Source organism: Citrobacter sp. RHBSTW-00524 (assembly GCF_013747755.1).
GTDB lineage: Bacteria > Pseudomonadota > Gammaproteobacteria > Enterobacterales > Enterobacteriaceae > Citrobacter > Citrobacter braakii.
Genome location: NZ_CP056421.1, coordinates 3,320,533 through 3,333,055, shown reverse-complemented (window position 1 = coordinate 3,333,055; position 12,523 = coordinate 3,320,533). Strand labels below are relative to the sequence as shown.

Below are 12,523 nucleotides of genomic sequence, written 5' to 3'. Positions count from 1 at the left end.
CACATATGTGCGAACATCACCATGCCGCGAAGCATATTCTGTGCTCGCAGTGTGACATGCTGGTGGCGTTACCTCGCCTTGAGCATGGTCAGAAAGCGGCATGTCCACGATGTGGCACTACGTTAACGGTTGAGTGGGACGCGCCACGGCAGCGTCCTACCGCCTATGTGTTAGCAGCATTATTTATGCTGCTTTTGTCAAACCTCTTTCCCTTTGTGAATATGAATGTTGCGGGGGTGAGCAGCGAAGTGACGCTGCTGCAAATCCCCAGCGTTCTCTTTTCGGAAGATTACGCCAGCCTCGGTACCTTCTTTATCTTATTCGTTCAGTTGGTTCCCGCTTTTTGCTTGTTGACCATTTTGCTGTTGGTGAATCGGGTTCATATGCCTGAGCGGCTTAAAACATGGCTGGCGCGTATTTTGTTTCAGTTAAAAAGCTGGGGAATGGCAGAAATTTTCCTCGCGGGCGTGCTGGTGAGCTTTGTTAAGCTGATGGCCTACGGCGATATCGGTGTGGGCAGCAGCTTCATCCCGTGGTGCATGTTTTGTATGCTCCAGTTGCGGGCTTTTCAGTGTGTGGATCGCCGTTGGCTGTGGGATGATATTGCCCCTATGCCAGCCATTAAGCAGGAATTAAAGCCTGGTGTGCCCGGCATCCGACAAGGATTGCGTTCCTGTTCCTGCTGCACCGCTATTCTTCCGGCAGACGAGCTGGTATGCCCACGCTGTCAGACGAAAGGTTATGTGCGACGTAAAAACAGTCTGCAATGGACATTGGCATTACTGTTTACGTCGATCATGCTTTATCTTCCTGCCAATATTCTGCCGATCATGATCACCGATCTGCTCGGGTCAAAGCTGCCTTCAACGATACTCGAGGGCGTGGTTTTAATCTGGAGCGAAGGCTCTTACCCGGTGGCTGCGGTTATCTTTATCGCCAGTATTATGGTGCCGACGTTGAAAATGATCGCCATTGCCTGGCTGTGTTGGGATGCCAAAGGGCACGGCAAACGCGACAGTGAACGAATGCATTTAATTTACGAGGTTGTAGAATTTGTCGGTCGCTGGTCAATGATCGACGTTTTTGTAATTGCCGTACTCTCTGCGCTGGTGCGCATGGGAGGGTTAATGAACATTTATCCTGCAATGGGTGCTTTGATGTTTGCTTTAGTCGTCATTATGACAATGTTTTCTGCGATGACATTTGATCCCCGTCTGTCGTGGGACCGTGAACCAGATCATGAGGAGTCCTGACAGCATGGAATCTAAAAGTGGGGAAGCCAAAGTGCAAAAGGTAAAAAACTGGTCGCCCGTGTGGATATTCCCTATAGTCACTGCCCTCATTGGCGCGTGGGTCCTGTTTTATCACTACAGTCATCAGGGGCCACAAGTCACGCTGATTACCACCAATGCCGAAGGTATTGAAGGGGGCAAAACGACGATTAAGAGCCGCAGCGTGGATGTCGGCATCGTCGAGAGCGCAACCCTGACTGATGATTTGACCCATGTGGAAATTAAAGCTCGTCTTAACTCCGGAATGGAAAAGCTGCTGCATAAAGATTCTGTCTTTTGGGTGGTGAAGCCGCAGGTTGGACGTGAAGGTATCAGTGGGCTCGGCACGCTATTGTCCGGGGCTTATATTGAACTGCAGCCTGGCAATAAAGGCAGCAAGCTGGAAAATTACCAACTGCTGGATTCACCGCCGCTGGCGCCGCCAGATGCGAAAGGGATCCGTGTGATTCTGGACAGCAAAAAAGCCGGTCAGCTGAGCCCGGGCGACCCGGTTCTGTTCCGTGGTTATCGTGTAGGTTCGGTTGAAACCAGCACATTTGATGCGCAAAAGCGTACGATTAGCTATCAGCTATTTATCAATGCGCCTAACGATCGTCTGGTGACCAGCAATGTGCGTTTTTGGAAGGACAGTGGGATCGCCGTGGATCTTACTTCGGCAGGTATGCGCGTGGAAATGGGCTCTCTCTCCACGCTGTTTGGCGGTGGCGTAAGTTTTGATGTGCCAGAAGGGCTGGAACAAGGCGAACCGGTCGCACAGCAGTCTGCGTTTAATCTTTATGACGACCAAAAAAGTATTCAGGATTCACTGTATACCGATCATATTGATTACCTGATGTTCTTTAAAGATTCAATTCGTGGCCTGCAGCCCGGCGCGCCACTGGAATTCCGTGGCATCCGTTTGGGTACGGTAAGTAAAGTACCTTTCTTCTCACCGAATATGCGTCAGGTCTTCAACAATGATTACCGCATTCCGGTGCTGGTACGTATCGAACCAGAACGTCTGAAGGCACAGCTGGGAGAAGATACTGATGTTGGCGCTCATCTGGCAGAATTGCTTAAACGCGGCTTACGGGCATCGCTGAAAACCGGGAACCTGGTGACTGGCGCTCTGTATGTCGATCTCGACTTCTACCCGAAAGAACCGCCGATTACCGGTGTGCGCGAATTTAACGGTTATCAAATTATTCCGACCGTGAGCGGTGGTCTGGCGCAGATCCAGCAGCGACTGATGGAAGCGCTGGATAAGATTAACAATCTGCCGTTGAACCCGATGATTGAGCAGGCGACCAATACGTTGTCGGAAAGCCAGCGTACGATGAAGCATCTGCAAACCACGCTGGACAACATGAATAAGATCACGTCCAGTCAGTCGATGCAGGATCTTCCGGCGGATATGCAGAACACGCTGCGCGAACTGAACCGTAGTATGCAGGGCTTCCAGCCGGGGTCTGCCGCATACAACAAGATGGTGGCGGATATGCAGCGTCTTGATCAGGTGCTGCGAGAACTGCAACCGGTACTGAAAACGTTGAACGATAAGAGCAATGCGCTGGTATTTGAAGCGAAGGACAAAAAAGATCCAGAGCCGAAGAGGGCGAAACAATGAAAAAGTGGCTAGTGGCGATGATGGCGGTCTGGCTGACGTCATGCAGCTCCAGCGGAGAAAATAAAAGCTATTACCAGCTTCCTATCGCGCAAGGGGGCGTACAGAGCTCAGCTAACCAGGGTAACCGTCTGCTGTGGGTTGAACAGATTGCGGTCCCGGACTATCTGGCGGGTAATGGGGTGGTTTACCAGACCAGCGATGTGCAATATGTGATAGCGAATAATAATCTCTGGGCCAGCCCATTAGATCAGCAATTGCGCAATACCCTGGTTACGAACCTCAGTATGCAGTTGCCTGGCTGGGTTGTCGCTTCGCAGCCGCTGGGAAGCACTCAGGACACGTTGAACGTTACCGTGACCGGCTTCCACGGTCGGTACGATGGTAAGGTTATCGTGAGCGGTGAATGGCTGCTGAATCACCAGGGGCAGTTGATCAAGCGTCCATTCCACATCGAAGCTGTACAGACTAAAGACGGCTATGATGAGATGGTGAAGGTTCTGGCCAACGCCTGGAGCCAGGAAGCGACGGCAATGGCTCAAGAGCTGAAACGCATCCCTTAAGCTTAAATAATTGTAAATTATGCCGCCCCTGGTTCATTGCCCGGGGCGGTTTTTTTTATTTTTTTAGCCGTGGAGATAGCTGTTCTGACAGACTATTTTTGTACAAATGATTTTGCGGGTAGCTCACAAATATGACACTGGCGTGAATTTTGCGCATTGACGAGCCTGATGTTTAGGGGTATTCGTTTTAGTGTGATTGCACACTTAGTAATCACTGTTTTCTTTTCCACCAGACCCAAAAGATGAGGGAAACGAGGCATGAAGAGACAAAAACGAGATCGCCTGGAACGGGCACATCAACGTGGATATCAGGCCGGCATTGCCGGACGCTCAAAAGAAATGTGTCCCTATCAGACGCTGAATCAGAGGTCATACTGGCTGGGAGGCTGGCGAGAAGCCATGGGGGATAGGGTTTTAATGGCCTGATTCTGTCTCTTTAGATAAAAGAAACCTCCGCAGAGCGGAGGTTTCGCCTTTTTGCCCACCAGACAAGACGAACAAACGTTAATGTCTGGCGGCTACGCTGACCGGGATTAGAACGCGGAAGTGTCCTGGAACAGACCCACTTTCAGATCGTTTGCGGTATAGATTAGACGACCATCAACCAGCACTTCACCATCAGCCAGGCCCATGATCAGGCGACGATTAACGATGCGTTTGAAGTGAATGCGGTAAGTCACTTTCTTCGCAGTCGGCAGAACCTGGCCGGTGAATTTAACTTCGCCTACGCCCAGCGCGCGGCCTTTACCTTCGCCGCCCAGCCAGCCGAGATAGAATCCAACCAGCTGCCACATGGCATCCAGACCCAGGCAGCCCGGCATCACCGGATCGCCGATAAAGTGGCATCCGAAGAACCACAGGTCCGGGTTGATATCCAGTTCAGCTTCAACATAACCTTTGTCAAAGTTGCCGCCGGTTTCGGTCATCTTGATGACACGGTCCATCATCAGCATGCTTGGTGCAGGCAGTTGTGGCCCTTTTGCGCCAAACAGCTCACCGCGACCAGAGGCAAGAAGGTCTTCTTTTGTATAGGATTCGCGTTTATCTACCATGTTCTCTGTAAGCCTTATTTTATTGAAGCACGCAGGATAGCTAACACGTGTACGCTGAACAAGTCCGATCAGTTCGGAATAATCCAGTTCAGCCAACGTAGCGGCCAGGGAAAACGGTGACGACCTTCCTGCTGCGTTGCCGTAGCAATACGCTCCTGGATAGTTTGCATCAGCGTTGTCTGGCCTTCACCATCCCACACCAGATTTAATAACAGTGGCAGCGCATCGGTCACGTCGTCCACCGCCCAGATAGTGAATTTTTCTTCTTCTACGGCCTGTAGCAGAGCGGGCTGCAGGCTCAGGTGTCTGACATTCGCTGAAGGAATGATAACGCCCTGTGTGCCTGTCAGCTCACGCTGCTGACAGATGGCGAAGAAGCCTTCAATTTTCTCGTTCAGACCACCAACAGGTTGTGCCCGACCAAACTGATCGACAGAACCGGTAATGGCGATGCTTTGATTAACAGGAACGTCGGCGAGGGCGCTAATCAATGCGCAAAGTTCTGCCATGGACGCGCTGTCGCCGTCCACTTCGCTGTAGGATTGCTCAAAGGTCAGCGAGGCAGAGAAGGGGATTTGCTGTTCAAGCTGGAGTTCCGACATCAGGAACGCCTGCATAATCATCATACCCTTCGCATGAATATTTCCGCCAAGCTCGGCTTTGCGCTCAATATCCGTAAATTCGCCGTCGCCAATATGAACCACACAGCTGATACGAGAAGGCTCACCAAACGCGCGGGGGTGACCAGGAAATTCAATCACCGACAGGGCGTTGATTTGGCCAATACGCTCGCCTTCCGTCTCGATCAGGATCTGTTCCTGCAGGATCTCATCCTGCATTCGTTCGGCGAGGAAACCTTCCCGCCATTCACGCTGGGTTAGCATCAGGCTGAACTGCTCAGCGTTGCAGGTTTCGCCCTCGCATAACGGGGCCACTTCTTTGAACTGACGGGTGATCCACAGCGGGTTAAGCGGCAATGTATCCTGTTCGCCGGTATAACGAACGGCTTCACGGATCAGCACTTGCCATGCATCAGGGGCCGGGTAGGGCAAATTGTTGCGCGTAGCGGTATGTGTTACCCACTGACACCATTGCGTCATGGTTTCGGCATCCACTATCTGCAGATTATCTTCAAACTCGCTATAAATAGCCTGCTCAGCCAGCTCCGGCTCCATGTCCTGGAAGTCTGCCAGTGATTCACGTTCACCGACTAATACCACTTTGAGTTTAAGCGGCATAGGTGGAACGGAGACGGGCAGCGGGCGAGACTCATCAAAAGCTACCCAGTCAAAACGCTCGTGGCTGACAATGGCTTTCAGGCGCATCCACAGCAGCGGTTGGGCCAGTAGCGTGCGCAACGAAATAACCAGCACACCACCGTTGGCCTGATGCACAAGGCCTGGCTGTAGGGTAATTTCGCCGTTGAACTGACGCAGACAGCCAAACAGTTGTTCGGCTTCAACCCAGTCAGCGCAGACTACCTGGGTTAATGTCGCAAAATTGTCTTCTGCTGTCTCAGCTGCACGATAGCGGATAGTGTGACCGGAGATATCATAATGACCTCCGGTGAGACTTCCGGCATCCGAGTGCAGAGGCCGCGCGGCCTGTGCAATAAGGTTGATGTACTCAAGCTCCTCCGGCGCTTTTACCAGCATGAACGAAGACGTCGTCCAGTGCTGAAGAAGCTGCTCCAGCGCAAATTGTAAACGTGGCTGAGTATCACTAAGTAAGGTATCGGTGTCGTCAGTGACGTGCGGCTGTGCAAATACTTCCTGATAACTATCGGTGTCAGGAACCAGATCACGCCATGCAAGTTTCGTAATGGTCAAAGTTGATGTTTTTTAGTCTGTTGTAAAAAACAAGATTATACCGTAACCATCATCACTGCACACGTGGAAAGCGCTGTGAAACGAATGCGATGACGCGCGACAGTTCACAGGCTGGATATTCTTTTCTTCAGATGCCGAAAAATCTGATATTCTGATAAGAGTTACACGGTAACATTGAGATCGCAATGAAATATCAACAACTTGAAAACCTTGAAAGCGGCTGGAAATGGAAGTATCTGGTGAAGAAGCATCGTGAGGGGGAATCAATCACCCGTTACGTAGAGGCCAGCGCTGCCGAAGAAGCCGTTGATTTGTTGCTAACCCTCGAAAATGAACCGGTTCGGGTCAATACCTGGATTGAAGAACACATGAACTCTGCGTTGCTAAATCGTATGAAACAAACCATACGGGCGAGGCGTAAGCGGCACTTTAACGCGGAGCATCAGCATACGCGAAAGAAATCTATCGATCTGGAATTTATGGTCTGGCAGCGTTTAGCGGGGCTTGCGCAGCGGCGCGGTAAAACGCTTTCTGAAACCATTGTGCAACTGATTGAAGACGCAGAGCATAAAGAGAAGTACGCGAATAAAATGTCGACATTGAAGCAGGATTTACAGGCGCTGCTGGGAAAAGAATAACCACAGAATGGCTAAATGTGTTGTGTACAGGCGTGCTTTGATTGATAAAAAGTGAAAAAAAAACCCCGCAAAGCGGGGTTTTTTCATAAGACGATAACTTAAGCCTGAGGCTGAGTTACAACGTCTTTGATACCTTTAACTTCGATCTCAACACGACGATCCGGAGCCAGGCAGTCGATCAGTGCAGCGCGAGCTTTCACGTTGTCACAGGTGTTGCCAGTAACCGGGTTGGATTCGCCCATGCCACGTGCAGAGATTTTGTCAGAAGGAATACCTTTAGAGATCAGGTAATCAACAACGGACTGAGCACGTTTCTCGGACAGACCCTGGTTGTAAGCGTCAGAACCGATGCGGTCAGTGAAGCCCAGAACCACTACGGAACCGTCTTTCGGATCCAGGTTGCTCAGCTGGCTGTACATCTGATCCAGAGCCTGCTGGCCTTCTGGTTTCAGAGTTGCTTTGTTGAAGTTGAACAGAACGTCAGACTTCAGAGTGAAGTGTTTGGTCTGTACTTCCGGAGCCGGAGCCGGAGCAGCAACTACTGGAGCTGCTTCTTCCTGCTGACCGAAACGGTAGGAAACACCAACGCTCAACAGACCGTTATCCGGACGACCGCCAACGGTGTTCGCGTCACCGATGTTGTTGGTCCACTGGTATTCCAGACGGGTAGCGATTTCAGGAGTAATTGCATACTCTACGCCACCAGCGAATACTGGGGAAACACCAGTGTCGTGGTCTTTGAAGCCTTCGTTGTTTTTAGCGTCTGCACGCCAAACCATACCACCCAGACGGGTATAAACGTCCAGATCGTCAGTGATTGGGTAACCCAGTTTAGCGGTCAGCTGAACGCCCTGAGCTTTGAAAGCGCCGTTTTGATGGGTAGCGTCGGTGTAGCCTTTGTACGGCATACGACCTAACCAGTCGTAACCCATTTCAAAACCAACGTACGGGTTAACCTGATAACCACCGAACGCACCAGCACCCAGTTGGCTTTCGTGGGTAGGACCAGCGTTGTTGATCTGGTTGTTACCAATATCATGGTACTGAGACCAGCCCAGTTTAGCACCAGTGTACCAGGTGTTATCTTTCGGAGCGGCCTGCGCCACGGTAGCGAAACCAGCCAGTGCCACTGCAATTGCGATAGCTGTCTTTTTCATTTTTTGCGCCTCGTTATCATCCAAAATTCGCCATGAATATCTCCGAAGAGAGATAACACGGTTAAATCCTTCACCCGGGGACCAGTTCAATAGTTACTCTACCGATATCTGCGGCTTATGCCGAGCACCCCTGGCGATGTAAAGTCTACAACGTAGTTGAAAACTTACAAGTGTGAAGTCCGTCAGGCATATGAAAAAAAAAGGCTTGTATACACAATATTTAACATTTATAGATGAATAAATGTACTGAAGATTTCCTGAAAACCGCTTCAGACAGGCCTTCAGCCGGAAAACGCGTTACAGCTCAATGGCAAATTAAAACATGAAAAAAAATTCCAGGATAAATCCTAATTTTACTCAATGATACAAATTCGAGTGAATTTTTAGCCCGGAATGCTGTCTCCCCGCAAGTGACTGAGCGCGAACAGGACGCATGATAAATCCCATCGCATTACCTTCATCTGCCGCTTTTACCAGTTCGGCATGTTCATCTTCGGTTAATTCTTCCGTCAACCAGCCGATGACGACGCTGTAGTTACCTGTGCGCAGCGCACGAACCATCGATTCCAGCGTATTACAGGGGGAGAGCTGGCTGATTTGCATGACTTTGGTCAATGGAAGCCCGGCCGACTGCACCCACTCACGGCTTAATTTTTGCTGAGGCGTCAGCCACAGCTGCCAGCGTGATTGTTGCCCTAATTGTTGCAGCAGGGGAAGCAGCAGGAGCTGCGTCATCATGGGCTGGTCCTCGCGATAGACCACTTCACTGATAAGCCCAGCGGTAGCGTTCTCTGCTGAAACGCGCGCAATGCTGCTCGATGCGGAAGAGAACGACGAAGAACGATTTGCATAACCTGAAGTGTACATAATCAATCCAGCCCTGTGAGTTACTGTATGGATGTACAGTAACCCCGCCCTTAATAAAGATCAACCTAATTTTCGGAAACAGGTTCGCAATTTTTAGTCATCATCACGGGAAAAATAAAATTCATCTTGCCCCATACGCATAAGTTGCCTATTTTCGTCATTAACGGATCTGCTACTGCAAATTATTTGCTTACGTTATGATTTAAAAGGATTTTTATGAAAGAAAAGTCTTATGCAAGAATCTATAAATCACAAGAATATCTGGCTTCTCTGGGAACAATTCACTACCGCTCACTGTTTGGCGGCTATAGTCTGACGGTTGGTGATACGGTCTTTGCCATGGTTGCCAGCGGTGAGTTATATCTTCGCGCCTGTGAGCAGAGCGCCCAGTACTGTGTAAAAAATTCTCCTGTCTGGCTAACATTTATCAAGCGCGGACGTCCGGTTGTACTCAATTATTACCAGGTGAACGATACCCTGTGGCAGAACCAGCAGCAGTTAGTATCGCTATCACAATTTTCACTCGATGCAGCCGTTAAGGAAAAACAGAGTCGCTTTGCACAACATCGCCTGCGGGAATTACCGAATATGACGTTTCATTTGGAGACCTTGCTAAATGAAGCAGGAATTAAGGATGAGGGGACATTGCGATCGCTGGGAGCTCAGATGTGCTGGTTGAAACTTCGGCAAAATAACCCTGCCTTAACGGTAAAAATACTCTATGCCCTTGAAGGAGCGGTTGACGGGGTGCATGAAGCCGCGCTCCCAGCGACGCGTCGCCAGGAGCTGGTGGAGTGGGTGAGTTCTCTTACGCCGGAACCGGGGTATTAGATGGCAGCACGGCAATTTGTTGCTGTAATCGCCGAATCTCCGGGAGCAGGGCAATCAGTAACCCAACTTGCTGTACGACCAGCGGCTCTTTACTGTCCGGACGTGGCTCGAGATGCTGAATTCGCTGCTTCAGATCTTCCAGCGCCTGGTATACGCGCTGCTCATCAGCAGGTTGATGGTGAAGCGCATCATCTACATAGCAGACGGCATCATCCAGCAATGCCAGAACGTCAGGATTGGTTAACTGCTCGCGATGTGCGCCGAGGGCGGAAATATAGCTGGTAAACGTATGGTTAAGACACAGCAAGCGGAACGCCGTTTCGCGTGTTTGGGCCGTGACATCCGGTTCACTCGACATGTTCGACACCACCGAAGCAAGTTCCGCATCACGATTGTGCGCGTCACGGCGGGCGATACGGTATGCCAGACGATTATCACGCCCCTGATGATATTGTTCGAGAATAGCATCAAGATAACGACAGTTAGCGTCAGTGGCCCGTTCAATCACCCGCGGCAGATTCCGAAAACGCCAGTCTGGCCAGATAAAGCTGACAGCAGCCCAGGCGATGGCACAGCCGATCAACGTATCGATGACGCGCGGAAGTGCAACTTCAAAACCTTCACCGAGCAGGTTAAAGCACAACAGCACCAGCAGCGTGATAAACATGGTGGCATGCGCGTACTGGACGTTACGAAAGGCAAAAAACAACACGCCGGTGATCACCAGAAGGATCAATTGCCCTTCGAGAGAAGGTACAAACCACAGGATCGGTAACCCAATGGCGATCCCGACTAATGTGCCGATAATCCTTAGTGCCAGACGATGTCGGGTGGCGTTGTAGTTTGGCTGGCAGACAAACAGACTGGTCAACAGGATCCAGTACCCGTGGTTCATTCCGGTTATCTGGATAATGGCATAGCCGACGCAGAGCACCAGCGACATGCGAACAGCATGACGAAACAGGGCGGACTCAGGCGTGAAATTACGGCTCAGACGCAACCAGATATCACTGAACCCATGCGGGCTGTCATCGGCAAGTTGATTTTCAGACTCATTGCGCGAAAGTACCTGAGCCTGTTCGGACTCAATGGTAGCCAACTGGGCATCAATGGCCCGCAGGTTTGACAGCAAAAATCCCAACGTGTTGAGCAGGTCGGCAGGCTCACCACTCGCGCGCATGCGCTCAAGTGCAGCATCAATATGGGTGAAGACGCGCTCAAAGTGCGGATCGTGCTGATAAGGCGTGCGTAATAAAATACAGCGAGACAGTTGCGAACACGCTTGCCCCTGCATCGACATCAGGCGCTGGAAGCGGAACATCACATCGCTGTGGCGGAAATGGTCGCGCAGCGTTTGATACTGAATATGCGAGGAGCTTGCGTGTTCGTGAATATCCTGCGCCACAAAATAGTAATGTAGCGTACGACGTGTTCCTCGCTGTCCGCGGTCGCCGCGCAGGCGGGTCAGCAGTGACACCTTTGTCTGGTTTAGGGTCGCCATCAGTTGCCCATTCGCAAGAGCCAAATCATACAGCGGCGCCTGGCTTTCATCTTCTATGTCGGGATCAAAAAGACGCGATTTCAGTTCCAGATAGTGCGCTAACTGTTCATAGCTACGCGCCAGATTGTCCTGCAACGGGCGAATAGGGAACAGAAGATGTCCGGTCAGGGTTAACAGGTTGTACCAAATGGCGCCCGCGAGCAGCAGGATTGGTTGCTGATACCACTGATCGTAAAGCGAGGTGCCGAGCATCGTGTAAATGGCGATCAGCAACGCGCCAAAGGCGATGGTTGCATAGCGCTGCCCTAATCCCCCCAGCAGTATAAAGCCGCTGGTGGAGAGCGTTAACCCAAGGGCAAACAGCCATGGCCATGGGAAGAGCAGTTCGACCGAGGCCGAGGCAATGAAAAAGCACACCAGCGTGATGATCAAATTGCGCAGGCGACCTGCAAGACGATCGTCCAGGTCAGTAAGCGCGGCTGCGACCATACCCAGCGTGAGCGGGATGGTCAGCTTAACGTCACCCAGCCACCAGGGAAGCGCTGTTGTGCCGCAAAGCGCGATAAAAATCCGCACGTAGTACAGCCAGGTGCTGTTCCAGGTATAGCGTTTGAGCAGAGGACTTAACATAAAGGCCATCGGTCCTGATTATTCGAAGCGACGACGCGCGTTGGCTTCACGCGCTGCGCGAGCAACTTCAACTGACACTACCCGGCGACCCACCGGCCACAGTGCAATCGCCGCGATTTTGAAATTCGCAATGCCAACCGGGATACCAATAATCGTAATGCACTGGGCAATACCGGAGACAATGTGCATCAGGCACAACCACCAGCCGAAGAAAATCAGCCAGAAAATATTGAGCACGGTGCCTCCGGTATTCAACAGGACGTTTTTGCCCGCTGGATTAAGCTCATCGACATGAATCGCTTCGTTACCGTAGGGAAACAGCGAGAGTCGGGTAATTTCCCAGCATGAGCGGGTCAGGGGGAGAGTAAAAATCAGCACAATACTGACCAGCGTAGCCAGTAACCAGGCTAAGGTGGTGGCGAATCCCCCGAGCACAAAATTTAAAATATTCAGAACAGTACGCATAAACCCTCGGTTAACTCTGGTTTTCTGTGAATTCGGCAATTGTAACGTTTTTTTGGGCTGGAGCACGTTTTCTCTGGCGGTTACACTGATAAGCA

The 12,523-nt window shown here is 51.0% G+C and carries 12 protein-coding genes; 6 read left to right on the top strand and 6 right to left on the bottom strand.

The window, feature by feature from the left end:
- Positions 1-5 precede the first annotated feature (5 nt).
- From pqiA to rmf, 4 genes are all read left to right on the top strand, one after another.
- Positions 6-1,253: a membrane integrity-associated transporter subunit PqiA gene (gene pqiA, locus HV229_RS16240; protein WP_016152477.1), complete on the top strand. Its 1,248-nt coding sequence runs from the start codon at positions 6-8 to the stop codon at positions 1,251-1,253.
- Between the two features lie 4 nt (positions 1,254-1,257).
- Positions 1,258-2,898 carry an intermembrane transport protein PqiB gene (gene pqiB, locus HV229_RS16235; RefSeq protein ID WP_003836843.1) on the top strand — a complete coding sequence of 547 codons (1,641 nt, stop codon included), beginning with the start codon at positions 1,258-1,260 and terminating at the stop codon, positions 2,896-2,898.
- Complete coding sequence (gene pqiC, locus HV229_RS16230; RefSeq protein ID WP_016152478.1) at positions 2,895-3,458, top strand: membrane integrity-associated transporter subunit PqiC; 564 nt, start codon at positions 2,895-2,897, stop codon at positions 3,456-3,458. The genes pqiB and pqiC overlap by 4 nt, the downstream gene beginning before the upstream one ends.
- Before the next feature lie 258 nt (positions 3,459-3,716).
- Positions 3,717-3,884: a ribosome modulation factor gene (gene rmf, locus HV229_RS16225; RefSeq protein ID WP_003035871.1), complete on the top strand. Its 168-nt coding sequence runs from the start codon at positions 3,717-3,719 to the stop codon at positions 3,882-3,884.
- A 107-nt stretch (positions 3,885-3,991) separates the two neighbouring features.
- On the opposite strand, the gene fabA is transcribed toward rmf, so the two are convergent.
- Both fabA and HV229_RS16215 read right to left on the bottom strand, forming a co-directional pair.
- Complete coding sequence (gene fabA, locus HV229_RS16220; RefSeq protein ID WP_003035875.1) at positions 3,992-4,510, bottom strand: bifunctional 3-hydroxydecanoyl-ACP dehydratase/trans-2-decenoyl-ACP isomerase; 519 nt, start codon at positions 4,508-4,510, stop codon at positions 3,992-3,994.
- Positions 4,511-4,578: 68 nt separating this feature from the next.
- Positions 4,579-6,339 carry a Lon protease family protein gene (locus HV229_RS16215; RefSeq protein WP_080858512.1) on the bottom strand — a complete coding sequence of 587 codons (1,761 nt, stop codon included), beginning with the start codon at positions 6,337-6,339 and terminating at the stop codon, positions 4,579-4,581.
- A gap of 185 nt (positions 6,340-6,524) precedes the next feature.
- On the opposite strand from HV229_RS16215, the gene matP reads away from it, so the two are divergent.
- Positions 6,525-6,977, top strand: coding sequence for a macrodomain Ter protein MatP (gene matP / locus HV229_RS16210; RefSeq protein ID WP_181545910.1), 453 nt, complete (start codon positions 6,525-6,527; stop codon positions 6,975-6,977).
- Between the two features lie 98 nt (positions 6,978-7,075).
- Here matP and ompA read toward each other — a convergent pair whose 3' ends face one another.
- Together ompA and sulA are read right to left on the bottom strand one after the other, a co-directional pair.
- On the bottom strand, positions 7,076-8,134 hold the full coding sequence (gene ompA / locus HV229_RS16205) for a porin OmpA (protein WP_046275731.1): 1,059 nt from the start codon (positions 8,132-8,134) through the stop codon (positions 7,076-7,078).
- 357 nt (positions 8,135-8,491) lie between these two features.
- On the bottom strand, positions 8,492-9,001 hold the full coding sequence (sulA, locus tag HV229_RS16200) for an SOS-induced cell division inhibitor SulA (RefSeq protein WP_019076414.1): 510 nt from the start codon (positions 8,999-9,001) through the stop codon (positions 8,492-8,494).
- 216 nt (positions 9,002-9,217) lie between these two features.
- On the opposite strand from sulA, the gene HV229_RS16195 reads away from it, so the two are divergent.
- Positions 9,218-9,832, top strand: coding sequence for a TfoX/Sxy family DNA transformation protein (locus HV229_RS16195; RefSeq protein ID WP_016152483.1), 615 nt, complete (start codon positions 9,218-9,220; stop codon positions 9,830-9,832).
- Here HV229_RS16195 and yccS read toward each other — a convergent pair.
- Both yccS and HV229_RS16185 read right to left on the bottom strand, forming a co-directional pair.
- Positions 9,810-11,963 carry a YccS family putative transporter gene (yccS, locus tag HV229_RS16190; protein WP_181545908.1) on the bottom strand — a complete coding sequence of 718 codons (2,154 nt, stop codon included), beginning with the start codon at positions 11,961-11,963 and terminating at the stop codon, positions 9,810-9,812. The genes HV229_RS16195 and yccS overlap by 23 nt on opposite strands.
- A gap of 18 nt (positions 11,964-11,981) precedes the next feature.
- Positions 11,982-12,428, bottom strand: coding sequence for a YccF domain-containing protein (locus HV229_RS16185; protein ID WP_016152485.1), 447 nt, complete (start codon positions 12,426-12,428; stop codon positions 11,982-11,984).
- Between the last annotated feature and the right edge of the window lie 95 nt (positions 12,429-12,523).